Origin of the sequence: Campylobacter novaezeelandiae, assembly GCF_018968685.1 — a bacterium.
In the GTDB taxonomy this organism is placed as follows: Bacteria; Campylobacterota; Campylobacteria; order Campylobacterales; family Campylobacteraceae; genus Campylobacter_D; species Campylobacter_D novaezeelandiae.
In genome coordinates this window covers 753,822-779,325 of the sequence record NZ_CP076657.1, presented here as the reverse complement: position 1 = coordinate 779,325, position 25,504 = coordinate 753,822, and the positions used below count along the sequence as shown (strand labels likewise).

The window sequence follows — 25,504 nt, the reverse complement described above, 5'->3', positions numbered from 1 at the left end:
TTTTAATCTTTGATGATGATTTTACCTTCGCCAAAAAGCCCTGGTGTTAAATTTTGTGCTTTTGCTTCTGCGTAAATTTTTCTTGTTTTTATATCTATGCTTGGATAAATAAGCGAAATTTTTCCTTTAAATGTTTGTTCTTTGCCTTCTATTTTATAGATAAATTCTTGATTCAATTTTACTTCGTCTTTATATTTTTCATCAAAACTAAGTATAAGTTTTACTTCTGGATAAGAAAAAATTTTAAATAAAATTTGATTTACCCCAGCCACTCCTTCGCCCACTTGAATAGTTTTATCAGAAATAATGCCATCATAAGGGGCTTTAAGAATTTTTTTATCTATTAAATTTTTATAATAAGCTATATTAATTTTTGCTTTTTGAAGTTCTAAGTTAGCTATATTAAATTCAGTTTTAATATCTTCATAACTTTGTTTATCGATAAAATTTTGAACTTGAGTAAATTTAGTCATTTTTGATTTTATATTATTAAATTTAGCTAAAGCTAACTTATAATCATTTTGTGCATTTTGTAAAGCAATTTCTTCTTTGCTTGTATCAAGGCTTAATAATACATCGCCTTTTTTTACATGATCTGAAATTTTTACTTTAATTTCTTTAACTATGCCTATGCTTTCTAGACTTAATTTGCTTTGATTTAAAGCTTCAACATTAAAACTTGCATAAAGTTCTTTAGCTATAAGTGTATAAAAACTTATAATTAAGCATATAATAATTTTCATTTATAAAACCTTGTTTTTTATATCAATTCCTGCTAAGAAATAATAATTTGCTTTAGTAATTTCAAGCTCATTTTTGGCTAATTCTAAATTGCTAAAGGCTTTAAACTTTTCTTCTAAGGCTTCTAAATACTCTATGTAAGAACAAAGTCCCGCAGAGTATTTTTCATTAACCACTTTAAAAGCTATTTCGCTAGCTTTTAAGGCATAGCTTAAAGCATTAATTTGTTCTTTTAGGATATCTAAATTTTTTTGGAGATATTCTAAATTTTGTTCATTTTCTCTTTTGATTAGATTAGCTTTAGCATTTGCAATTTGAACTTCTAGCCTTTCTTTTTCCACTTCTTTGCTTCTTTGATTAAAATCAAAAATTTTCCATTGCATTCCAATAATAAATTGATTGCTTTGAGCATGCTCTTTAAAAAAATCATTGACTAAATTTTGATAAATGGAGGGAATTTTTGGATTATAATTGTTTTTATAAAATATAAAATTATTTTGTAAAAATATTTTAGGCAAATAGCTTGATTTTGCAATTTTTAATTTTTCATTGGCCTGATTAATCTGTTCTTTGGCTATTAAAAATTCTAGGTTATTGTTTTTAAAATCTTTGCTTGGATCCTTTAAAAAATTTAATTTATCTGGGGTAAAATCTTGTGTGGTTAAAATTCTTATATCTTTTTTAATTTCTTCTAATTTTAATAAATTTTTAGAAAGTTCAAGTTTAGCTAAATGATATTTTGCATTAATGCTTTCAAGTTCATTTTGTGAGCTAAGTCCTACTTTGTAAAATTTTTTTAATCTTTGCAAAGTGTTTTCTAAAAATAACTCTTTTTGTTCGCTAGATTTAATGATAGCCTTAAGACTTTGATAATTAAAATATAAAGTTGAAGCTTTAAGGGCCAGATAATTTTTACTTTGCCCCTTGCTTAATTGTGTAATATTTTTTTTAAATTTTAAAGAATTAATTAAAGCTTCTCTTTTGCCTCCATCATACAAAAGAAAATTAAGGCTTAATTTTGTATAAAAACTTTCTTGAGGATCTGTGATAAGGCGATCTTTATTAAGAGCCACATATCCTATATCCAAATTTAAATTTGGCATATAGGATGAAGTTAAGCTTTGAATTTCAAAAGAACTTTGCATATTTTGCATAGTCTTAATTTGATATTGTTCATTTTTTAAGCTTAACTCAATAAACTCTTTTAAATTTGATGCAAATAAAATTAAAGGTAAAAAAATAATAAAATATCTCATTGTAACCAGATCGGTTAAAATATTATTTACTTTACCATTTGTAAGATAAACTTAAACTCGCTCTAATTCCTTCTCCATAATAACAACTATAATAACAAGAACTAACATATTTTTTATTAAAAATATTATCTATATTAAGCTTTGTTTGCCATTGTTTATAGTTAAACACTACCCCTGTATCATAAAGAGTGTATGAAGGAATCTTAAGACCTTTATTTCCGGCTTCATCTGTGCTAGATCCTACATATCTTACTCCAAACATTGTTTGAATAGAACTTTTATTATCAAGTGCAAAAGTATAAATCAAGTAAGATGATAATGTATTTTTAGGCATTTGTGGAGTTCTAATTGTTTCTATGGTATTTAAATCCGTATTTATTTTAATATAATATGTATAAGCTAATAGCCAATTTAAAATATCATTAAAGTGAATATTTGAGTTAAATTCTACACCTTTTGAAATTTGTTTTCCACTTTGAATAGAAGCAAAACTTCCGCTAGGTGCATTTATGAGAGCATTTTTTTCTTTGAGATCAAAATAAGTAAGATAAAATTCAGCATCTATAAAATAAGGAAGATATTTAATACCTGTTTCATATTGTCTTCCTTCATAAGGTTTATAATTATTTCCATTGCCATCATTTCCTGCTATAGGTCTAAAAGATTGTGAGTAATTGATAAAAGGCATTAATCCTAAATCATCAAAAACATACATTATACCACTTTGCAAAGAAGTGTGATTGACATTATAATCACTTTTTGCTCCAAAGCTTTTTGAATCACTTTTTGCTTTATCAAAGCGTAAACCTGCATTGAAAATAAAATTATCTATTTTGACTTTATCTTTAAGGTATAAGCCAAGTTGGGATTGTTTGACTAAATAAGTTGGAACATCACTTTTGGTTTGCGGGGTATAATCTGGATGAAAAATATCTACATCGCTTGCCATTCCATAGCCATATTTACCTCTTACATAAGCGTATTGGTAATCAACTCCGGTAATAAGATTATTTTCTATAATTCCAAATTTTTTTGTGTAATTTAATCTATTATCTATAGTGTGCGTTCTTGCTATACCATCAACAATTACAGAAGATCTTTTGGCTTTATTTGAATTGGATGGATCAAGAGAAGAAAAACTAACAGAAAATTGATCTTTATTTTCCATATTGAATTTATAATTTTGACTAAAATATAAATCATCATTTAAATAATGAATAAATTCATAACCTAAAGAAACTTGACTTCTTTTTAGATAATCACTAAAAGGGGAGCCCAAATTTGTATTAGGATCTATATAGCCATTTGGGGTATTAATAAGTGTGCCATAAGCTGGAAAAAAAGCTGTTGTTGGAACTCCTTGATCGTATTGAAAACTTGATAAAAGAGTTAAAAATGTTTGTTCATTGATTTCTATATTTAAACTAGGGGCTATATAATAATGCTCTTGCCATGTTTTATCAACTTGTCCATTTTCTCTTTGATAATTACCCACCAATCTAAAATAAGTATTATCTTTTAAAAATTGATCATTTACATCAAAAAATATTCCATTTTGTTGTAAATTTCCAACTTTAACTCCAACTTCAGCAAAGGGTTTTTTTTGTGGTCTTTTGCTAATGAGATTAATAATTCCTCCGCTTTGTGATGAGCCATAACTTATTGAATCAGCTCCTTTTATAATTTCAATTTTTTCTAAACCATAAATGTCAGGAGAAAAACCAAAATATCCTCCTTTATAAATAGCTGTTCCATCTAATGTTAAAGTCGCATCAAAACCTCTTAATTTAAGCCAATCTGTAGTATCAAGATCAGATCCATAAGGCTGGGATAAAAATCCACTTTCATAACGTATAATTTCATCTAATTGAGTAAAACCCATTTTTTCAATAGTATCTGAGTCAATAACGGTTATATTTCTTGGATTAAGATAATCAACTTCTTTGCCTTTTTCTACACTTCCTACTATACTAACTTCATCTAAATTTCCAACTTCTTGTGCTAAAGCCAAACTCGCACTTAAAGATAATATTACTAATTTTGAAATCTTCATTATTTTCCTCAATAAAAATTTATAATTATGAGAGTTAATCTCATTATTAAAAAAATATTGTATAATTTTATTTTTTAAATAAAACTTATTAAGTTTTTGTTACAATTAAAATTTGAATTTTTCGATGAAGAAAGTAATTTATGGCATTGCTTAAAGCGGTTGATTTAGAATTTAGCAAAGAAAAAAAACATATTATTTATCCTTGTTCACTTTCTTTTGAAAGTGGAAAAATTTATGCTCTAATGGGGCATAATGGATCTGGAAAATCTACTTTATTAAAAATTTTAGCAAAACAGATCAAAATTCAAAAAGGGCAAGTTTTAATTGATAAAAAAGATATAAAGTGTTTTTCATCTAAAGACTTTGCTAAAAAAATAGCTTATTTGCCTCAGCATTTACCTCATTTGTATCATATTAGCGTTAAAGAGCTTGTAAAAATGGGACGTTTTTCTTATGAAAGTTTTATCAAAAAACAAAATGATGAAGATATTATTAATGAAGCTATGAGATTAACTAATATCGATTATATGAGCAATAAAGATATGCAATTTTTATCAGGAGGGGAAAGAACAAGAGCTTTTTTAGCAATGCTTTTAGCACAGAAAAGTAAATTCTTGCTTCTTGATGAGCCTTTAGCTGCTTTAGATATAGCTTATAAATTTGATATTATGAAACTTATTGCTAAAATAAGCAAAGAGCTTGATATAGGAGTGATTATTATTTTACACGATATTAATCTTGCAGCTTGTTATTGTGATGAGATTATTGCTTTAGAAGAAGGAAAAATTATTTTTCATGACAATAATTTAGAATTCATGAAAGAAAAAAATATTAAAAGAATTTTTAAGATAGAAAATACTATCTTAAAACATCCTAAAAAAAACTCTTTGGTAGCTATTTTTTAAATGTTAAAATTTTTTTTAATATTTTTATTAAGTTTTAGTCTTTTTTCCAAAGAATTAAAAGTAATTTCACTTGATTGGACTGCAGCTGAAACTATGATGTTATTAGGATATCCTATTCAAGCAGTAGGAGATAAAAAAAGTTATAATACTTGGGTTAAGGAACCTCGTTTGCCAAATAATATTTTAGATTTAGGATTGAGAGTTAAACCAAATTTAGAACAAGTTATAATGTTAAAACCTGATATTTTAATTTCTTCTTCTTTATTTTCATTTAATAATCATTCTTTGCGAAAATATACTAAAATTTATAATATAGATTTTTATAAAGAAGGCGATCTTTATGAGAATATCAATAATGCTGTTTTACAACTTGGAGTTATACTTTCAAAAGAAAAAGAAGCACAAGTACTTATAGAAAATACAAAAAATATTTTAAAAGAAATTAGCACTCAAATTAAATCTAAAGATAGACCCTTGGCTATTGTGCAATTTATTGATCCTAAGCACTTAAGAATTTACACAAATCATAGTATATTTGGACTTGTTTTAAAAGAACTTGGATTAAAAAATGCTTATAAAAAAGAAGTTAAAAATGTTTGGGGTGTTGATAATATTTCATTTTTAAATCTTTTAGAACTTCCTCAAAATACAAAAATAGTTATTATAAAACCTCACCCTTTTAATATAAAAAAAGAATTCAAAAATAATTCTTTTTATCAAAAAATACCTTTATTTGAAGATTATATAGAATTAGATCCTATTTGGAGTGCAGGAAGCTTATTAAGTATAGAGCGTTTTGCAAAGTATTTAAGGGATAATTTAAAATGAAAAAAATTATTTTTTCATTAGTATTTTTGTTTTTAATCTTATTATTTTTAGTATCATATTTTGAATTTTTAAATTTAAAAAACTACCACAATGATTTATTTGTTTTTATTTTGAAAAATTATATCCTTAGTAGAATAGGGGTGTGCTTTATTTGCGGTGTATTACTTTCTTTAGCCTCTTTGCTTCTGCGAAAAATTATGCACAATATTCTAGTTAGCGATACAACTTTAGGCGTTTCTTCAGCTTCTGGATTTTTTTTATTATTGGCTAGTTTATTTTTTCCTTTTTTTTATGAAAATTTTAAAATTATTATAGCTTTTATTGGGGCTATTATTATTTTGATACCTATTTTTGTTTTGGGATATAAAAAAAGATTTAATAACGTAAGTATTATTTTATTAGGTTTAATAAGTTCTTTATTTTTTAGTGCTTTAATTTCATTATTTATTCTTTTGTATCCAGAAGAAAGTAAAACTTTTTTATTTTATAATAGCGGCTATTTTACACAAAATGGCTTGAAAGATTTTTTTCAAATTGCTTTTTTTTCTAGTATAGGATTTGTTTTTCTTTATTTTTTTTCTACTTCTTTTAAGGTTTTAACCCTAGGGGATATTGTTGCAAAATCTCTTGGAGTTAATGTAATATTAAGCAAAATAATTACTTTAGCACTTAGTGCGTATTTTATAGCTTTGGTTATTTCTTTTGTAGGATCAATAGCTTTTTTAGGTTTATTTGCAAGTATTTTGATACATCAGTTTAAATTTGATGATATAAAAAAAGAATTTTTATTTTGTTCATTAATAGGGGGATTTTCACTTTTAAATATTGATTTAATTTTACAACTTTTACAACTTTTAAAAGATATCAACTTGCCAACAGGAAGTGTGGTATCTTTTTTAGGGGTGCCTTTATTAATTTATATTATTTTTAAAAAAATAAAAATTTATCCCAATAACAACGATTTTTTAGATGGAAATTATTTTTTTGTTTCTAAATATATTTTATTTGGTATAGGTTTTATTTTATTAGTCTTAATTTTTATAGTGAATTTATACTTTGATTTTTCAAATTTAAGTATAAATTTTATAATTTCAAAAGAAATTATTGATTTAAGATTTTATAAACTTATTATTTTGGCGTGTAGTGGAGCTTTAATGGCGATTGTAGGCTTTATTTTACAACGTTTAAGTTTTAATACTATGGCTTCAAGTGAATTCTTGGGTATAAATTCTGGTGCTAGTTTAGGAGTGCTTTTTGCTTTATGGTTTGTACCATTTCTTATATGGCCTTTAGCATTGATTGGAGCCTTAATCGTTTTATTTTTATTAATTTTTCTTTATTTTGTAAAAAAAATCAATATACAAAAAATTATTTTGCTCGGTGTTTGTATTATGTTTTTGACTGATTCTTTTTTTAAATTGGTTTTATTAAGCGCAGATGTAAGAGTTTATAGTTTTTTAGCTTTTACTCAAGCTGGAATTTTAAATGCCGATTCTACAAATGCTTTAATTATATGTATTTTTACATTTGTTTCTTTTTTAATTATCCCATTTTTTATTCGATGGCTTAATGCTTTACGCTTGGGAGAAATTTGCGCAATGAGTATCGGACTTGATCTTTTTAAGATAAGAATTATTCTGCTTATTTTCTGTGCATTAATAAGTGTATTAATTGTTTTAAATACTGGTCCTTTTAGTTTTGTAAGCTTGTTAGCCCCACATCTTGCTAATTTGTTTTTTGTTCAAAATATAAAAATTAAATTATTTTTAGCAACACTCATTGGAGCCTTAGTAATGCTTTTGGCTGAATTTCTATCAAAAATCTTTACATTTCCTTATGAAATTCCTTTAGGTATTATTGCAACTTTATTAGGTAGTGTATATTTTATTTTTATGGTGAGAAAAAACTAATGAAAACTTTTTTATTTTTATTTCAAAAATATAAATTTTATTTTTTTTTACTTTTTATGCTAAATATTTTTAGCTCTATTATGGGAATTTTTGTTTTAACCTATATTAACTCTTATGTTCTTAAATTTTATAATGATTATTTTGTACTTTTTATTTTTTTTCTTTTGGTATTAATTTTTTTATTAAGTTCTATAATAGCCCAATTTTTTTTAACTCGTTTTGGTCATCATTTTGTTTTTAGATTGCAAAAATTCTTTCTTAAAAGAATTTTAGATACAGAAAATTTAAAAATCTTAGAACTTGGAAAAGCTAAAATTTTAGCTAGTTTAAATAACGATATTAAAAATATTTCCTTTGGGATTATGCGTTTGCCTGAAATGTTACAGGGATTTTTATTTGCTTTTTGTGCTAGTGTTTATATCTTTTCTTTAAATTCTTTAATTTTTCTTATTGTTTTTTTATGGTTATTGACTGCTTTTTTAATCAGCCATTTTATAGTTAAATACGTTTATTACTATCTTGATCTGGTTAGAGGCAATGAAGATATCTTGCAAAAAGACTATCAAGTAGCAATAGAAGGTCATAAAGAATTAAATTTAAGCATAAAAAGAACTAAATTATTTTATGAAAAAGAATTTAAAACTCATGCAAATTCAAAATGTATCAATGCTATCAAGGCTGATACTTTGCATAATCTAGCTAACAATCTTTTAAATGCTATGATTTTAGCTTTGGCTGGTTTAATTATTTATTTATCTTTATCATTTTCTTGGATGCAACTTAATGAGGCTACTATGGTAGTTTTTATTATTTTATTTATAAGGACACCTTTGATTTCTGCTATAGGAGCACTTCCTATGGTTTTAAATGCAAAACTTTCTTTTGATAAGATCAATAGATTAAACCTTGCTTTTTATGAAGAAGATTTTAAAGAAACAAAAGAAGATTTTTCTTCTTGGAAAAATATAGAATTAAAAAATATTAGTTTTAATTATCCTAACTCTTCTTTTGCTTTAAAAAATATAAATTTCACAATAAATCGAGGAGAACTTATTTTTTGTATCGGAAAAAATGGTAGTGGCAAATCAACTCTATCTTTAATATTATCAGGAATTTTAAAAACTTATCAAGGAGAAATGAGAATAGATAATATTTTATTAAACGAAGAAAATATTCATATTTATAGAAAAGAAATTGGCGTTGTTTTTTCTGAATTTTTTCTTTTTGATAAGGTTGTTTGCGAAGATAAAGAAAAAGAAAATTTATCTTATTGGTTGGAAATTTTAAATTTAAGTCATAAGGTAAAAATTCAAGATTTTAATCTTTCAACCACTGCATTATCACAAGGGCAAAAAAAACGTCTTGCTTTATTTTTAACCCTTATGGAAGGAAAAAAATTTTTAATTTTAGATGAATTTGGAGCCGATCAAGACCCTGTTTATCGAAATTTCTTTTATACTAAACTTCTTCCTTTGCTTCAAAAGCAAAATTATACTATTTTTGCCATTACTCATGATGATAAATATTTTTATTTAGCAGATAGGGTTATTTTAATGAAAGAAGGTATTTTAAAAGAATTAAATCAAGAAGAAAGAAAAGAGTTGGATAAAAATATTTTTGAGCAAATTTGAAATTATTGTTTTTAAATTGTTCTTTTGATAAAATTAAATTTTATAAAAAATATTTAAGGTATGAAAAATTAATGCAAAATATTAGAAATTTTTCAATTATAGCTCATATTGATCACGGAAAAAGTACATTAGCGGATAGAATTATTAGCGAATGTGGAGCTATTAGCGATAGATTAATGAGTAATCAAGTTATGGATACTATGGATATAGAAAAGGAAAGAGGTATTACTATCAAAGCGCAATCTGTGCGTTTGGAATATACTTTAAATAATCAACAATATATTTTAAATTTAATAGATACGCCAGGCCATGTTGATTTTTCTTATGAGGTTAGTAGATCATTAGCAAGTTGCGAGGGAGCTTTGCTTGTGGTTGATGCCACTCAAGGTGTTGAAGCGCAAACCATAGCTAATGTGTATATTGCTTTAGAAAATAACCTTGAGATTATTCCAGTGATCAATAAAATTGATCTTCCTTCAGCTAATATAGAAAAAGTAAAACATGAAATAGAACATATTATAGGTATAGATTGTAAAGAAGCAATCTGCGTAAGTGCAAAAACAGGTCAAGGTATACAAGAGCTAATAGAAGCAATTATTACTAAAGTTCCAGCACCAAAAATTAATAACGAAGCACCCACAAAAGCTTTAATTTATGATTCTTGGTTTGATAATTATTTAGGTGCTTTAGCTTTAGTAAGAATTTATGAAGGGCAAATTGCTAAAAATGATGAAATATTAATCATGAGCACAAATAAAAAACATTTAGTTCAAGATCTTTTTTATCCTCATCCTCTAAGTCCCATCAAAACAAAAACTTTAAATTCAGGTGAAGTGGGAGTTGTAGTTTTAGGCTTAAAAAATGTAAGCGATGTTCAAGTTGGTGACACAATAACCCTTGTAAAAAATAAAGCTAAAGAACCTATTTCTGGCTTTGAAAAAGCAAAGGCTTTTGTTTTTGCAGGGCTTTATCCTATAGAAACGGATAAATTTGAAGATTTACGAGATGCTCTTGATAAATTAAAACTCAATGATAGTTCTATTACTTATGAGCCAGAAACTTCTTTGGCTTTAGGTTTTGGTTTTAGAGTAGGCTTTTTAGGGCTTTTACATATGGAGGTGATCAAAGAAAGACTTGAAAGAGAATTTAATCTTGATCTTATTGCTACTGCGCCAACTGTAACTTATGAAATTTATCAAACAGATGGAACAATATTAAAAATTCAAAATCCAAGCGAACTTCCACCGGTTAATAAGATTGATTTTATTAAAGAACCTTATGTTAAAGCTACAATTATAACACCTAGTGAATTTTTAGGAAATTTAATCACTCTTTTAAACCGCAAAAGAGGGGTTCAAGTAAAGATGGATTATATCACCACTCAAAGAGTTTTGCTTGAATATGATATACCTTTAAATGAAATAGTTATGGATTTTTATGATAAATTAAAAAGTCTTACCAAAGGTTATGCGAGTTTTGATTATGAGCCTATTGAATTTAGAGTAGGAGATCTTGTTAAACTTGATATTAAGGTAGCGGGTGAAAATGTTGATGCACTAAGTATTATTGTTCCAAATGAAAAAGCGCTTTCAAAAGGAAGAGAGCTTGTAAAAGCTATGAAAGAAATAGTTCCTAGGCAGCTTTTTGAAGTGGCTATTCAAGCTAGCATTGGAAATAAAATCATAGCAAGAGAAAATGTAAAATCTATGGGAAAAAATGTTACTGCAAAATGTTATGGTGGAGATATTACAAGAAAAAGAAAACTGCTTGAAAAGCAAAAAGAAGGTAAAAAAAGAATGAAAGCTATTGGAAAAGTGCATCTACCACAAGAAGCATTTTTAAGTGTTCTAAAAATTGATTAATAATTAAAATATTTAATTTTATAAAAGTTTTTATTTTTTATATATTTAAAAAATGGCTTGAATTTTGCTTAGTTTTTAAATACAATTAAAATTATAGAAAGTTAAGGAGATATGATGTTTATTAGGCTTGTGATTTTTATAGCAAGTATTTTTATCTTAAGTGCTTGTGCAAATCGTCAAGATACTTTTGCTCAAGTAAATCAAATTTCTAAAAATTTAGACTGTAGTTCTTGTGAAAGTCCAAGTGGATTTGAAGCCAAAATCAAAGGACTTTTATATATCAGTGATGTAGGGATTGAGTGTTGTGCAAATAAAAGAACTCTTGATACTGGTGTAGCTTTAAAAAAAGTTTATTTACATAGATTTTATGATTTAAATGAGGATAAAAAAACCTTATTAGTCAATGATCAAAAATATTTTGTTGATGCTAAATTTAATGCTATTTTTTATATTTATCTAAAGCAAGAACTTGAATCTAGAGGAATTGTAGTATTAGAAAATAACAATGATAATTCCCCTTATGTAACAAAAGTTGATTTAGCTTTTATTGATTATAATTCTAAAAAAGATTCTACTGGACTTCATTCTAGATTAGTTGGTGTTTTATCCCTTTATGATGTAAATAAAAATAGAAAATTTACCATACGCACAAAACAGGATGTTCAAGGTTTTGATAATTTAAAAGAAATTACTTTTTATACCCATCTTTTAATTAAACAAATGGCTAATAAAGCTGCAAGTATTATTGCTTCGCTTTGAAATGTTTTAATTGCGGGGAATTTACTCTTTTAGGATTTTGCGATAAATGTAAAAATAACTTAAAAGAGTTTTCCTTAGGTGTGAGAGTCCTTGATAAAAACTTTAAAGTTTATTCTTTTTATAAATACGAACAGATTAAACATCTTTTATATTCTAAACATCATTTTTATGGATATTTTGTTTTTAATATGCTCGCAAAATTAAGTTTTAAAAAATTTAAAAATTTTTTTAATCCAGATTTAAAAATTAATGCTATAGCCTTAGATGATAAGGTTGAAAATATGCTTTATTCTCATTCAGCAATTTTGCTTAGATATTTAAAAAGTAAAAGTATTCAGCCAATTTATAGTGCACTTCATGCTAAATCTAATGTAAAATATTCAGGAAAAAATATACAGTTTCGTCAAAAAAATAAAAGAAATTTTAAACTATTGAAAAAAATTAATCATCCTGTTATTTTAGTTGATGATATTGTAACTTCTGGCTCTAGTTTATTAGAAGCTAAAGAGCTTTTAGAAAAAAATAAAATTTTTGTTCTTTTTGCACTTGTTTTAGCTGATGCAAAAGAATAATTTGATACAATAGTGTTTTTTGGCTTTAAGGATTTTTATGGAAAATATTTTTAACAAAGATTCTGATATTGATCTTATTGATATAGAAAATTCTATCAAAAGTAGCTATCTTGATTATTCTATGAGTGTTATTATAGGTCGCGCTTTGCCTGATGCTAGAGATGGCTTAAAACCTGTTCATAGAAGAATTTTATACGCAATGAATGAACTTGGTGTGGGCAGCAAAAGCAAACATAAAAAATCAGCACGCATTGTAGGGGATGTAATCGGTAAGTATCATCCTCATGGAGATAGTGCCGTTTATGATGCTCTTGTAAGAATGGCTCAAGATTTTTCTATGCGTTATCCAACCATAGATGGACAAGGAAATTTTGGCTCTATTGACGGAGATAGTGCTGCTGCTATGCGTTATACTGAAGCTAAAATGACAATTTTAGCAGAAGAGCTTTTAAAAGATATTGATAAAGATACAGTTGATTTTATTCCAAATTATGATGGAACAACTAATGAACCAGATATACTGCCTTCTAGGGTTCCAAATTTATTACTCAATGGATCAAGCGGTATTGCAGTGGGTATGGCAACAAATATTCCTCCGCATAGTTTAAATGAGTTAATAGATGCAATTTTGTATTTAATTGATCACAAAGAAGCAAGTTTAGAAGAGTTAATGCAATTTATCAAAGGTCCTGATTTTCCAACTGGTGGTATTATTTATGGAAAAAAGGGGATTATAGAGGCTTATAAAACAGGTAGGGGTCGTGTTAAAATTCGTGCTAAAACGCATATAGAAAAAAAGGTTAATAAAGACATTATAGTTATTGATGAACTTCCTTATCAAACAAATAAAGCAAGACTTATAGAACAAATTGCTGACTTGGTTAAAGAAAAACAAATTGAAGGAATTTCAGAAGTTAGAGATGAAAGTGATAGAGAAGGGATACGTGTTGTTATAGAGCTTAAACGTGAAGCAATGAGTGAGATTGTTCTAAATAACCTTTTTAAATCTACAACAATGGAAAGTACTTTTGGTGTAATTATGTTAGCAATTCATAATAAAGAACCAAAAATATTTTCTTTAATAGACCTATTAAATTTATTTTTAACACATAGGAAAACAATTATCATTAGAAGAACAATTTTTGATCTTCAAAAAGCAAGAGCTAGAATGCATATCTTAGAAGGCTTAAAAATAGCATTAGATAATATTGATGAAATTATAGCGTTGATTAAAAATAGCCCTGATAATGCAAAAGCTAAAGAGGAATTGATTGCTAGATTTAATTTAAGCGAAATTCAAGCAAGTGCTATTTTAGATATGAAACTTGGACGCCTTACAGGACTTGAAAGAGAAAAAATTGAAAATGAGTTAAAAGAGCTTATTTTGGAAATAGATAAATTAGAAAAAATTCTAAAAAGCGAAGTTTTATTAGAAAATTTAATTAAAGAAGAACTCAAAGAAATAAGATCCAAATTTGATGTTCCAAGAATTACTCAGATTGAAGATGATTATGATGATATTGATATTGAAGATTTAATACCAAATGAAAATATGGTTGTAACTATAACTCATCGCGGTTACATTAAACGTGTGCCAAGTAAACAATATGAAAAGCAAAAGCGTGGCGGCAAAGGAAAACTTGCAGTTACCACTTATGATGATGATTTTATAGAAAATTTCTTTACAGCAAATACACACGATACATTGATGTTTGTAACTGATCGCGGTCAACTTTATTGGCTTAAAGTTTATAAAATTCCTGAAGGAAGTCGAACAGCAAAAGGAAAGGCTGTTGTAAATCTTATCAATCTTCAAGCTAATGAAAAAATTATGGCTATTATTCCTACTACAGATTTTGATGAAAGTAAATCTTTATGTTTCTTTACTAAAAATGGTATAGTAAAAAGAACAAATCTAAGCGAATATCAAAATATTAGAAGCGTTGGAGTAAGAGCTATTAATCTTGATGAAGATGATGAACTTGTTACTGCTATTATTGTTCAAAGAGATGAAAATGAAATTCTTGATAAAAATGATGAAAAAGCTATACAAGAAGAAATTAACACTTTAGAAGAGAATTCAGAATTAAGTGATAATATCCAAGGAAAAATGCTTTTTGCTGTGACTAAAAAAGGTATGTGTATTAAATTTCCTCTTGCTAAAGTTAGAGAAATTGGTCGCGTAAGTCGAGGTGTGACCGCAATTAAATTTAAAGAAAAAAATGACGAATTAGTTGGAGCTGTTGTTATAGAAAATAATGAGCAAGAAATTTTAAGTATAAGTGCAAAAGGTATAGGCAAAAGAACTACTGCTGGAGAATATAGACTTCAAAGCAGAGGTGGAAAAGGCGTTATCTGTATGAAACTTACAGATAAGACAAAAGACTTAATTAGCGTTGTAATTGTAGATGAGACCATGGATTTAATGGCTCTAACAAGTAGCGGAAAAATGATACGCGTAGATATGCAAAGCATACGAAAGGCTGGAAGAAATACAAGTGGAGTTATAGTTGTAAATGTAGAAAATGATGAAGTTGTTAGTATAGCAAAATGTCCAAAAGAAGAAAGTGAAGAAGAAGATATAAATTTAATTTTGGAATAGTTTTTGCTTTTTAATTTAGAATTACAATATATTGAAGGTGTATATATGAAAAATTTATTTTTTGTGCTTGTTATAGCAATGGTTTTTGGTGGATGCGTTCCTAATACAACAAAAATGAACAATACAGCTGCAACAAATAACACTGCTGCAAATAATAATCCAGATATTATTGTTCAAAAAGTAGATAAAGATGATGTAAGAAATATCATCAAGGAAGAAAAAATGCTAGCACCTGATGTTAGCGAAACAGAACTTAGTTTCACAGCTGTTGGAGAAGGAATAGCTCCTTTAAATACTGTATCATCAGCGCAAGCTTTAGCACTTGCTAAAAGAGCTGCAATTACAGATGCTTATAGACAACTTGCAAGCAAACTTTATGGAGTGAAAGTAAATGGTAAAGATACAGTAAAAGATGCTATGTTGAGAAGTTCAACAATTACTGCTCAAGTTAATGGACTTATAAAAAATGCAAGCGTAATTGATGAGAGCTTTAATCAAGGACTTTATCGAGTTAATGTAGAACTTAAAATAGACGCAGACAAGTGGAAAGAATTATTTGCTTATTAATTTTATTAAATTTAAGATTATTTGCCCAAGATGAATTTATATTTTGGGCTGAACTTTCTAGTAGAAATTTAGTTCTTTTTCATCAAAGTCAAAATATATCTTTGGCAATGACAAAAAGTGATAATTTTTTTAGTGATTTTGTGTGCGAGCTTCCTTATACTCAAAAAGACTATATTAAATTTCCAAAAAATTCTTTAGGACTAATCGATGAAGATATGCCAAAAAAAATTAAATTAGATTTTTTAAATTCTCATAAAGATGAATTAAGTGAATGCTTTATAGGGGCTAAAATTCAAATAAAAAGTTTTACTCAAACAAATCTTTTAAAAGCTCAAAATGAAATTTATATAAAAATTTTACCACTTCGCTTTAGTGTTGATTTTGGTTCAAATAGTGCACTGATTTATTATCTTAGAAAAAAATAAAACATATCAACAGATAAACTTTCTAAATCTTTAATTAAAATATAAAATAGTTAGCAAAAAGTATATTTTCTATATTTAAAAATATTGTTTTAAATATAGAAAATAATTAAAAAAATTAATAAAAACTTAATTTTACCTTTTTTAAAGTTCTATTTTGCTAATATCTAAAATAAAATTTATAAAGGCTGATTATGAATTTAGTTATAGTCGAAGATGATATCAATATGCGAAAATCTCTTGAAATTGCTTTGGCTGAATATAAAGAATTTACAATCAAATCTTATAAATCTGCTACCGAAGCTCTAAAAAAACTTGATGACAATGTAGATTTAATTATTACAGATATTAATATGCCTGGTATGGACGGACTTGAATTTATAAAAGCTTGTCAAAATAAATACGATTTCATCATAATGACAGGTAATGCTACCTTAAATCGTGCTATTGAGTCGGTAAGACTTGGAGTGAAAGATTTTTTAACTAAACCTTTTGATGTCGAAACATTAATACAAGCCATCAAAAGAGCTAAGGTTATCCAAGAAAAAACAAAAAAAAATCCAAGAAAAAAAGAAAATTTAAATAATGACACTAAGGATTTTTTTGCTACTTCTAAAAATTTGGAGAAAGTTTTAGATTTGAGCTTAAAGGCAGCTAAAACAGATGCCTCTGTCATGCTTTTTGGAGAAAGTGGAGTTGGAAAAGAAGTATTTTCAAGATATATTCATAAAAATAGCAAAAGAGCTAATATGCCTTTTGTAGCCATTAATATGGCTGCCATTCCTTCAAATTTAATAGAAAGCGAACTATTTGGTTTTGAAAAAGGAGCATTTACTGATGCAAATGCATCTAAAATAGGACTCTTTGAGTCTGCTAATGGTGGAACACTTTTTTTAGATGAAATTGGAGAAATGCCTTATGAAGTTCAAGCAAAACTTTTAAGAGCATTACAAGAAAAAGAAATTACAAGATTAGGATCTACTAAAAGCATTAAAATTGATATTAGAATTATTTGTGCAACAAATGCCAATCTAGAAGAAAAAATTCAAAAAGAAGAATTTAGATCTGATTTATATTATCGTTTAAATACCATTCCTATTAATATTCCTCCTTTAAGAGAAAGAAAAGAAGAAATACTTGATATTGCTAATAAAATTTTAGAAAATACTTGCAAGGAATATGATTTTAAAAATAAAAAATTTTGCAAAGAAGCCAAAGAAGCTTTGCTTAATTATGACTATCCAGGAAATATTAGAGAGCTAATTTCTATTGTTCAAAGAGCTTGTATTTTAAGTGAGGGCGATGAAATAATAGCTCAAGATCTTTTTTTAGAGGCTAGAAAAGTAAAAAAAGAAATTAAAAATCTTGAAAAAGATTTAATTAGCGAAGTTCTTCAGAGTGTTGATTTCAATACACAAGAAGCTGCTGATATTTTAGGAATGAAAATTTGTATCTTAGAAGAAAAAATTCAAAAATATAATATAAAAAAAGGATAAAAAATGCCAAAAAAGCAAAGAATTGCTATAGTTGGTGCTACAGGTGCCGTTGGAGAAGAAATTTTAAATGTTTTAGATGAACTAGATTTTCCAGTAGAAAACATATTGCCTTTAGCTAGTGCTAAAAGTGTTGGAAATGAAGTTGAATTTAGACAGAAATATTACAAAGTTCAAGAGTTAAATGAAGAAGTTTTTAAAAATAATAAAATTGATATAGCTTTTTTTAGTGCAGGGAGTGAAATTTCTAAAAAATATGCCAAAATAGCAGCAAAAAACAAAGCCCTTGTAATAGATAATACAAGTTATTTTAGAATGGATGAAGATATCCCCTTGGTTGTTCCTGAATGCAATAGTGAAGATATAAAACTTTATAAAAAAACTGGGATTATAGCAAATCCAAACTGTTCTACTATTCAAATGGTGCATATTTTAAAGCCTTTAGATGATATCTTTGATTTACAAAGAGTCGATGTAAGTACTTATCAAGCTGCAAGTGGTGCAGGAAAAGAAGGAATGAAAGAGTTAGTTGAAGCAATGCAAAGTTTTTTTGCTTTTAAATTAGATGAATTTCAAAGTAAAACTTTTCCCTACACTTTAGCCTTAAATTTGATACCTCAAATTGATGAATTTGTGGATAATGGCTATACAAAAGAAGAATTAAAAATGATCAATGAAACTCAAAAAATTCTACATAAAAAAATCGATATTTCTGCCACTTGTGTTAGGGTTCCAGTTCTTAGAAGCCATAGCGAATCTTTAACGTTACACTTTAAAAATGAAGTTAGTGCAAATAAAGCAAAAGAAATTTTAAAAAATGCTCCAAGCGTTGTTTTAATTGATGATATAAAAAATAAAAAATATCCTATGCCGCTTTTTACAAGTGATACTAATGAAACTTACGTTGGACGTATTAGAGAAGATATTAATCATAAAAATATTTTACATCTTTGGTGTGTAGCAGATCAAATTCGTGTAGGTGCAGCAACAAATGCTGTAAGAATTGCTCAAAAATATTTAGAATTAACCAAATAGAATTTTAAAGGAGTATAATGCTAGAAAAATTTTTTGAATCTTTGCTTGTTAAAAGTCGAGTTGTTACAATTTTACCTGTTATTTTTGGGTTGATTGGATCTTTTGTTTTATTTATTATTGCAAGCTATGATATTTTAAAAGTTATTCTTTTTACCTACCAGTATTTTTTTGTTGCAAATTCTCAAATTGATTTACATGATGATGTCATAGGGTTAATTATTGGGGCTGTTGATTTATATTTGATGGCACTTGTTTTATTTATTTTCTCCTTTGGAGTATATGAACTTTTTATAAGTGAAATAGAAGAATTTAAACAAACAAAACAAAGTAGAGTTTTAGAAGTTCATAGCTTGGATCAACTTAAAGATAAACTTGCTAAAGTTATTATTATGGTTTTAGTGGTAAATTTCTTTCAAAGAGTATTGCAAATGAAATTTAGTTCTCCTCTTGATATGAGCTATCTTGCAGGTTCTATTTTAGCTTTATGTATCGGACTTTATTTTTTACATAAAGGCGGTCATTAATCAGTGGTTATTTTTTTTTGCTATAATCAAAACTTATTTTTAAAGTGATATTGATGAAAATAATATTTATCTTAATAAATTTATTATCTTTTTGTTTTAGTGCTCCTTTAGATGAAATTTTTAAAGATATCAATGTTTCTGGAGTGGTGCGTTATAGATATGAATATCATAAGATGAAAGGTTTCGATCAACAACAGCAAAAATATCATAATAAAACAAATATTGAATTTTCTATAAAATAAAGGTTTTGTAATATGCTTAGATTGATATTGCTAGTATTGGTTTTTAAAGGTTTGCTTTTTGGTATTAGCTTAAAGTCTATTTTTGATTATACTTTTAGCACAAATAAAGAATATAATCCTGAAAAAGGAGAGGAAATTTATTTTCAAAAAAAATGCAATATTTGCCACGGTAACCAAGGAGAAAAGATTTTTTCTAATTCTAAAAAGTTAAAAGATATGACTCCAGAGCAGATAAAGGCTTCTTTAATAGCTTATACGCTTGAATCATCAAAAAAAAGTACTCAAATGGCTTTATATGCAAAAGAATTAAGTCATGATGATATAGATAATATAATTGCTTATCTTAAAGGCGGAGATTTTGCTTTTAAGCTTCAAGAAAAAGAATTACTAGAAGAGGAACCTGCCAAAAAAACTAAACACGGAACTTTTATAAAATAGTATTTAAGGAAATTAATTAATGAAAAAGAATATTTTTATATTATTTATTTTATTTTTTAACACTTGTATCAATGCAAAAGAAATTCGCTTAGGTGTTGCTTTGCCTCTTACAGGATCTGTTGCTGCTTATGGACAAGATATTTTATCCGGGATAGAAGTAGCAAGTAAATTAAATTCTAGACTTTCAAATGGAGATGAAATAAAAATTATTCTTGTTGATACCAAAGGAGATAAACTTGAAACATCAAATGGGCTCAATCGTCTTATCTCGCAAGATAAAGTTTTAGGACTAATTGGAGAAGCAACAACTCCAAATACCATTCAGGCTATTTCAATTGCTGAAGATAAAAAAATTCCTATTATTGCGCCAGTAGCTTCTGGAGATAAGCTTTTAAATAAAAAACAATATGCAAGTAGGGTATGTTTTAAAGATAGCTTTCAAGGAGAAAAATTTGCTTCTTATGTTACTAATGAGCTAAATTTGAAAAATGTTGTAATTATCATTGATCAAGGAAATATTTATTCTTTAGGTCTTGCTAAAGCCTTTGAAAAAGCTTTTAAAGAACATGGCGGAAAAGTAATTAAAAAACTAATTATCAATTCTGGAGACAAGGATTTTAGGGCTATAGCTTCTCAATTAAAAAGTTTAAATCCTGATTTTGTTTATATGCCTATTTATCATCCTGAAGCAGCTTTAATCGCAAGACAGGCCAAACAAATTGGATTTAATAAAATTTTAACAGCTGGAGATGGGGTAGCAAATCAAACTTTTATAAAACTCGGGGGAAATTCTGTAGATGGAGTAATTTTTACCGATAGTTTTGATTTTAATAATCCTACAACAGAACTTGGAAAAAAATTTATATTAGCTTATGAAAAAGAAAAAGGAACTAAAGAAGTTCCAGCATTCTCAGCTATGGGCGCTGATGCTTATTTTGTAATGGTAAATGCTATGAATGAATGTATTGACAATCTTAATACAGAGTGTATTAATAATAAAATTCATCAAACTAAAGAATTCCAAGGTGTTAGTGGGATAATTAGTATTGATGAAAGTGGAAATGCAATTCGTTCTGTAGTGATTAAAGAAATTAAAAATCAAAAACAAGTTTATAAAACAAGTATAAACCCATAAATGTCAAAAGGTAAAATAATGAAAAAGATTTTAGTTTTAATAAGTTTTTTAACTTTATCTTTAAATGCAAAAGAAATCAACTTAGGAATTGCCCTCCCATTAAGTGGCTTAACGGCTGCTTATGGACAAAGCGCCCTAGAAGGTATCAAACTTGCTAATTCTTTAGAAAATACACTAAAAAATGGCGATAAAATAAATTTAATTATCATTGATACAAAAGGAGATAAAATAGAAGCTTCAAGTGGAACCAATCGTCTTATCTCACAAGATAAAGTTTTAGGACTTATTGGAGAAATGGTTACGGCTAATACTTTACAAATCATGAAAATAGCTGAAGATAATAAAATTCCACTTATTGCACCTGCTGCTACTGGGGATAGATTACTAGAAAAGAAAAAGTATTCAAGTAGAGTTTGTTTTAGTGATAATTTTCAGGGCTCATCTATGGCTAAATACGTTTATAATACTTTAGGTTATAAAAATGCTGTAATTATAGTTGATCAAAGCAATGATTATTCTTTAGGCCTTGCTAAAGCTTTTGAAAAAGAATTTAATTTAAATAATGGTAAAATTTTAAGAATCATTAGAATTAATTCTGGAAATAAAGACTTTAAAGCTATTATTACTCAAATTAAAAGTATTAATCCTGAATTTATATTTTTACCTATTTATTATACAGAAGCATCCTTATTTGCAAGACAAGCTAGAAATTTAAACCTTAATACTCCAATGGGTTCTGGAGATGGGGTAGCAAATCAAACTTTTATTGATTTAGCTTTAGAAGCAAGTAATGGTTATATTTTTACCGATAGTTTTGATTTTAATAATCCTACAACAGAACTTGGAAAAAAATTTATATTAGCTTATGAAAAAGAAAAAGGAACTAAAGAAGTTCCAGCATTCTCAGCTATGGGCGCTGATGCTTATTTTGTAATGGTAAATGCTATGAATGAATGTATTGACAATCTTAATACAGAGTGTATTAATAATAAAATTCATCAAACTAAAGAATTCCAAGGTGTTAGTGGGATAATTAGTATTGATGAAAGTGGAAATGCGATTCGTTCTGTAGTGATTAAAGAAATTAAAAATCAAAAACAAGTTTATAAAGATATTATTAACCCTTAGGAATATTATGGATTTAACTTTATTTTTACAACAGCTTATTAATGGTTTAAGTTTAGGAAGTATGTATGCACTTATTGCAGTAGGTTATACTATGGTTTATGGTGTTTTAAGGCTTATTAATTTTGCTCATGGCGATATTATGATGGTAGGTGCATATATAGCACTATTTGGTATGTTAAATTTTCAGATCCCTTTTTTAGGAGCTTTATTTTTAGCAATGATTTTTGCTGCATGCGTAGGTATTGCAACTGATAAAATAGCTTACAAACCTTTAAGAAATGCACCAAAAATTTCATTACTCATAACAGCAATTGGTATAAGTTTTCTTTTACAAAATCTTTTTAATATGTTTTTTACATCAACCCCAAAGGCATTTCCAGTTCCAAGTATTTTTGAAGAAAATATCATTTTTTTTAATATTAGTATTACTTTTGGAAGTTTACTTGTTCCTATAATAACTTTCATCATCTTGCTTGTACTTCTTTTTATCTTACATAAAAGTAAGTATGGCATTGCTATAAGAGCTTTGGCTTTTGATATTCAAACTGTAAATTTAATGGGTATTAATGCAAATCGTATTATTGCAATTGTTTTTGCATTAGGTTCTTCTTTAGCAGCGGTTGGAGGAGTATTTTGGGCTACAACATACTATTCAATTGAACCTAGTATGGGAACTTTGATAGGTCTTAAAGCTTTTGCAGCTGCTGTATTAGGCGGTATTGGTTCAATTGTTGGTGCTGTACTTGGAGGACTTATCATAGGACTTACTGAAGTAATAGTTGTAGCTTTTTTTCCAGATCTTTCCGGTTTTAAAGATGCATTTGCTTTTATTTTTTTAGTTTTTATATTAATTTTTAAGCCAACAGGAATTTTGGGCATTAATTTTGAAAAAAGTAGGTTTTAATATGAGTAAGACTAAAAATTTACATATATTATTTTTAATAATTTCGATTTTATTTGTATTTTTATCTCCGCAAATTTTTAATGATTATGGCATGAATATTGTTAATCAAATTGCTATTTTTATTATTTTTGCAGTAAGTTACAATCTTATCAACGGTGTAACAGGTCAATTTTCTCTTGAGCCCAATGGTTTTGTAGCAATAGGTGCTTATGTAACCGCATTAATGCTTTTAAGTGCTGAAGCTAAAAATGAACAATTTTTTCTTGATGGTCCTAATTCTTTTATTTTAATGATGCATACAAATTATTTTATTGTTGCTTTATTACTCTCTGGAATTTGCGCTTGTTTATTATCTTTAATTCTTTCTTTTGCTGTTTTTAGAGTAAGGGGAGATTATTTGGCAATTGTGACTTTGGGTTTTGGTATTATTATTAAATTATTAGCATTAAATTTTTATTCAATAACGAATGGATCACGTGGTTTTGTTGATATACCGCAATTTTCAAATATCTTTTGGACAGGATCTATTGCAATAATTTCAGTTATTTTGATTTTAAATATAGTTTATTCTAAATACGGAAGAGCTATGAAAGCTATTAGAGATGATGAAGATGCAGCTAGCGCTATGGGAATTAATACTTTTTGGATTAAAACTTTAGCTTTTGGAACTTCAGCATTTTTAGAAGGTGTTGGTGGCGGATTATTGGTTTGTTTGCTTACAACTTTAACTCCAGATCAGTTTGATTTTTTATTTACTTTCCAACTTTTAATCATTATAGTACTAGGGGGTCTTGGATCTACAACAGGAGCTATAATAGGTGCTATTTTGGCTATTGGAGGAAGTGAATGGCTTAGATTTTTAGATGAGAGTATGAATATTTTTGGATATCAAATTGAAGCTATGCCAGGTTTTAGAATGGTTGTTTTCTCTCTTATTTTGATTCTAGTTATGCTTTTTGCTAGGAAAGGTATTATGGGAAATAAAGAATTAATTGATATTTTATTTTCATTTAAAAAATATCTAAAAAGGAGAAAGAAGTGATTTTAGAATTAAAACAAATTTCTAAAAATTTTGGCGGTGTTCAAGCTATAAATGAAACTTCTTTTAAACTTAAAGAGGGTGAAATTTTTGCACTAATTGGTCCCAATGGAGCTGGCAAAACAACTTTATTTAATATAATTACTGGAAATTATAAACCAACAAGTGGAGAAGTATATTTTCAAGGACAAAGAATTGACAAATTAAAACCCCACAAAATAGTACATTTAGGGATTGCAAGAACTTTTCAAAATATAAGACTTTTTTCGAGTATGAGTGTGCTTGAGAATGTTTTAATAGGCTTTAATCATAAAATGAAATATAGCATTTTAGAGGCTTTTTTACATCTTGGAAGGTTTAAAAAAGTAGAAAAAGAATTTAAAAATAAAGCTTATAAAATTTTAGAAGAACTTGGAATTGAAAAATTAGCTGAAGAAAAAGCTACAAATTTAAGCTATGGACAACAAAGAAAAGTTGAAATTGCAAGAGCTATGGCAACAGGACCTAGACTTCTTTTGCTTGATGAGCCTGTTGCTGGAATGAATAGCTCAGAAAGCGATGATTTAGCTGAAGTTATTTTTAAACTCAGGAATGATTATAAAATAAGCATTTTATTAATAGAGCATGATATGAAATTTGTTAACAAACTTTGTGATAAAGTTTTAGTTCTTGATTATGGAAAGACAATTTTTGAAGGAAAGCTAAATGATGCTGTTAATCATAAAGAAGTTATTGCGGCTTATTTAGGAGATTTTGATGCTAGTAGTTAAAGATTTACATGTTTATTATGGTTTAATTGAAGCAGTAAAAGGAATTGATTTTAAAGTTGAAACTGGTCATATAGTTTCTCTAATAGGATCTAATGGGGCTGGTAAAACTTCTACTCTAAATGCTTTGCTTAATTCTGTAAAAAAAACAGGAGAGGTGAATTTTTTAGGTTATGAAACTTCAAGACATTTAACTTATACTCTAGTTCAAAAAGGGATAGCTTTAGTTCCAGAGGGCAGAAGAGTTTTTATTAATCTTAGCGTAGAAGAAAATTTAAAAATAGGGGCATTTAACAATGCTGAAAATTATGAGCATTTACGAGAACAAATGTATAAGCTTTTTCCAAGACTTGCCAATAAAAAAAATACTTTAGCTGGAAATTTAAGCGGAGGAGAAGCTCAAATGTTAGCAATTTCAAGGGCTTTAATGAGTGAGCCTAAACTTTTAATGCTTGATGAGCCTTCTTTGGGTCTTGCTCCTAAAATAGTAGCGGAAGTGTTTGACATTATTATTCGTTTAAAACAAGAAGGAATTACCATACTTTTAGTTGAACAAAATGCTTATTCTGCTTTAAAAATTAGTGATTATGCTTATGTTTTAGAAAATGGACAAATAGCTATGCAAGGAATTGCAAAGGATTTAATCGGAAATGATGAAATTCGTAAGAAATATTTGGGACTCTAAGGATAA

At 27.2% G+C, this 25,504-nt stretch carries 24 protein-coding genes; 21 read left to right on the top strand and 3 right to left on the bottom strand.

Annotation, left to right across the window (positions count from 1 at the left end; all coding sequences use genetic code 11):
- Nucleotides 1-2: 2 nt before the first annotated feature.
- From CNZW441b_RS04075 to CNZW441b_RS04065, 3 genes are read right to left on the bottom strand one after another with little or no spacing between them, the layout of a single operon-like run.
- Nucleotides 3-743 carry an efflux RND transporter periplasmic adaptor subunit gene (locus CNZW441b_RS04075; RefSeq protein WP_131166062.1) on the bottom strand — a complete coding sequence of 247 codons (741 nt, stop codon included), beginning with the start codon at nucleotides 741-743 and terminating at the stop codon, nucleotides 3-5.
- Complete coding sequence (locus CNZW441b_RS04070; protein ID WP_131166063.1) at nucleotides 744-1,997, bottom strand: TolC family protein; 1,254 nt, start codon at nucleotides 1,995-1,997, stop codon at nucleotides 744-746. It abuts the gene before it with no gap.
- A gap of 31 nt (nucleotides 1,998-2,028) precedes the next feature.
- Nucleotides 2,029-4,050: a TonB-dependent siderophore receptor gene (locus tag CNZW441b_RS04065; protein ID WP_216681233.1), complete on the bottom strand. Its 2,022-nt coding sequence runs from the start codon at nucleotides 4,048-4,050 to the stop codon at nucleotides 2,029-2,031.
- Nucleotides 4,051-4,190: 140 nt separating this feature from the next.
- Here CNZW441b_RS04065 and CNZW441b_RS04060 point away from each other — a divergent pair, with 140 nt between their 5' ends.
- The 21 genes from CNZW441b_RS04060 (at nucleotide 4,191) to CNZW441b_RS03960 (ending at nucleotide 25,498) form a co-directional block, all read left to right on the top strand.
- On the top strand, nucleotides 4,191-4,955 hold the full coding sequence (locus CNZW441b_RS04060) for an ABC transporter ATP-binding protein (protein ID WP_131166065.1): 765 nt from the start codon (nucleotides 4,191-4,193) through the stop codon (nucleotides 4,953-4,955).
- Complete coding sequence (locus tag CNZW441b_RS04055) at nucleotides 4,956-5,783, top strand: ABC transporter substrate-binding protein (RefSeq protein ID WP_131166066.1); 828 nt, start codon at nucleotides 4,956-4,958, stop codon at nucleotides 5,781-5,783.
- The gene (locus CNZW441b_RS04050; RefSeq protein ID WP_131166067.1) at nucleotides 5,780-7,693 is read left to right on the top strand and encodes an iron chelate uptake ABC transporter family permease subunit; all 1,914 of its coding nucleotides are present in this window, start codon (nucleotides 5,780-5,782) and stop codon (nucleotides 7,691-7,693) included. The genes CNZW441b_RS04055 and CNZW441b_RS04050 overlap by 4 nt, the downstream gene beginning before the upstream one ends.
- Entirely contained in the window at nucleotides 7,693-9,324 is a 1,632-nt protein-coding gene (locus CNZW441b_RS04045) for an ATP-binding cassette domain-containing protein (protein WP_131163292.1), read from the top strand. The genes CNZW441b_RS04050 and CNZW441b_RS04045 overlap by 1 nt, the downstream gene beginning before the upstream one ends.
- Nucleotides 9,325-9,395: 71 nt before the next feature.
- Entirely contained in the window at nucleotides 9,396-11,186 is a 1,791-nt protein-coding gene (gene lepA, locus CNZW441b_RS04040) for a translation elongation factor 4 (RefSeq protein WP_131166068.1), read from the top strand.
- A 114-nt stretch (nucleotides 11,187-11,300) separates the two neighbouring features.
- Entirely contained in the window at nucleotides 11,301-11,945 is a 645-nt protein-coding gene (mapA, locus tag CNZW441b_RS04035; RefSeq protein ID WP_131166069.1) for an outer membrane lipoprotein MapA, read from the top strand.
- Nucleotides 11,942-12,517, top strand: coding sequence for a ComF family protein (locus CNZW441b_RS04030; RefSeq protein ID WP_131166070.1), 576 nt, complete (start codon nucleotides 11,942-11,944; stop codon nucleotides 12,515-12,517). The genes mapA and CNZW441b_RS04030 overlap by 4 nt, the downstream gene beginning before the upstream one ends.
- A 37-nt stretch (nucleotides 12,518-12,554) precedes the next feature.
- Nucleotides 12,555-15,119: a DNA gyrase subunit A gene (gyrA, locus tag CNZW441b_RS04025; protein WP_131166071.1), complete on the top strand. Its 2,565-nt coding sequence runs from the start codon at nucleotides 12,555-12,557 to the stop codon at nucleotides 15,117-15,119.
- Between the two features lie 45 nt (nucleotides 15,120-15,164).
- Nucleotides 15,165-15,686, top strand: a complete 522-nt coding sequence (flgP, locus tag CNZW441b_RS04020; RefSeq protein ID WP_131166072.1) for a flagellar assembly lipoprotein FlgP — start codon at nucleotides 15,165-15,167, stop codon at nucleotides 15,684-15,686.
- Nucleotides 15,662-16,111 carry a hypothetical protein gene (locus tag CNZW441b_RS04015; protein WP_131166073.1) on the top strand — a complete coding sequence of 150 codons (450 nt, stop codon included), beginning with the start codon at nucleotides 15,662-15,664 and terminating at the stop codon, nucleotides 16,109-16,111. Before flgP ends, CNZW441b_RS04015 begins: the two co-directional genes overlap by 25 nt.
- Before the next feature lie 191 nt (nucleotides 16,112-16,302).
- Nucleotides 16,303-17,604 carry a sigma-54-dependent transcriptional regulator gene (locus tag CNZW441b_RS04010; RefSeq protein ID WP_131166074.1) on the top strand — a complete coding sequence of 434 codons (1,302 nt, stop codon included), beginning with the start codon at nucleotides 16,303-16,305 and terminating at the stop codon, nucleotides 17,602-17,604.
- A 3-nt stretch (nucleotides 17,605-17,607) separates the two neighbouring features.
- The gene (locus tag CNZW441b_RS04005; RefSeq protein ID WP_216681232.1) at nucleotides 17,608-18,636 is read left to right on the top strand and encodes an aspartate-semialdehyde dehydrogenase; all 1,029 of its coding nucleotides are present in this window, start codon (nucleotides 17,608-17,610) and stop codon (nucleotides 18,634-18,636) included.
- 17 nt (nucleotides 18,637-18,653) lie between these two features.
- Nucleotides 18,654-19,160 (top strand): YqhA family protein, encoded by a 507-nt coding sequence (locus tag CNZW441b_RS04000; RefSeq protein ID WP_131163301.1) that lies wholly within the window; start codon nucleotides 18,654-18,656, stop codon nucleotides 19,158-19,160.
- A 53-nt stretch (nucleotides 19,161-19,213) separates the two neighbouring features.
- Nucleotides 19,214-19,402 (top strand): mini-MOMP protein, encoded by a 189-nt coding sequence (locus CNZW441b_RS03995; protein WP_216681231.1) that lies wholly within the window; start codon nucleotides 19,214-19,216, stop codon nucleotides 19,400-19,402.
- A 12-nt stretch (nucleotides 19,403-19,414) separates the two neighbouring features.
- The gene (locus CNZW441b_RS03990) at nucleotides 19,415-19,840 is read left to right on the top strand and encodes a c-type cytochrome (RefSeq protein ID WP_131163303.1); all 426 of its coding nucleotides are present in this window, start codon (nucleotides 19,415-19,417) and stop codon (nucleotides 19,838-19,840) included.
- A 19-nt stretch (nucleotides 19,841-19,859) separates the two neighbouring features.
- A complete protein-coding gene (locus CNZW441b_RS03985) occupies nucleotides 19,860-20,975 on the top strand; it encodes an ABC transporter substrate-binding protein (RefSeq protein ID WP_131163304.1) in 1,116 nt (371 codons plus the stop codon).
- A gap of 18 nt (nucleotides 20,976-20,993) precedes the next feature.
- On the top strand, nucleotides 20,994-22,103 hold the full coding sequence (locus CNZW441b_RS03980; protein WP_131166076.1) for an ABC transporter substrate-binding protein: 1,110 nt from the start codon (nucleotides 20,994-20,996) through the stop codon (nucleotides 22,101-22,103).
- 7 nt (nucleotides 22,104-22,110) lie between these two features.
- Entirely contained in the window at nucleotides 22,111-23,007 is an 897-nt protein-coding gene (locus tag CNZW441b_RS03975) for a branched-chain amino acid ABC transporter permease (RefSeq protein WP_131163306.1), read from the top strand.
- 1 nt (nucleotide 23,008) lies between these two features.
- The gene (locus tag CNZW441b_RS03970) at nucleotides 23,009-24,049 is read left to right on the top strand and encodes a branched-chain amino acid ABC transporter permease (RefSeq protein ID WP_216681230.1); all 1,041 of its coding nucleotides are present in this window, start codon (nucleotides 23,009-23,011) and stop codon (nucleotides 24,047-24,049) included.
- On the top strand, nucleotides 24,046-24,816 hold the full coding sequence (locus tag CNZW441b_RS03965; RefSeq protein ID WP_131163308.1) for an ABC transporter ATP-binding protein: 771 nt from the start codon (nucleotides 24,046-24,048) through the stop codon (nucleotides 24,814-24,816). The genes CNZW441b_RS03970 and CNZW441b_RS03965 overlap by 4 nt, the downstream gene beginning before the upstream one ends.
- Complete coding sequence (locus tag CNZW441b_RS03960) at nucleotides 24,803-25,498, top strand: ABC transporter ATP-binding protein (RefSeq protein ID WP_131163309.1); 696 nt, start codon at nucleotides 24,803-24,805, stop codon at nucleotides 25,496-25,498. Before CNZW441b_RS03965 ends, CNZW441b_RS03960 begins: the two co-directional genes overlap by 14 nt.
- Nucleotides 25,499-25,504: the final 6 nt, after the last annotated feature.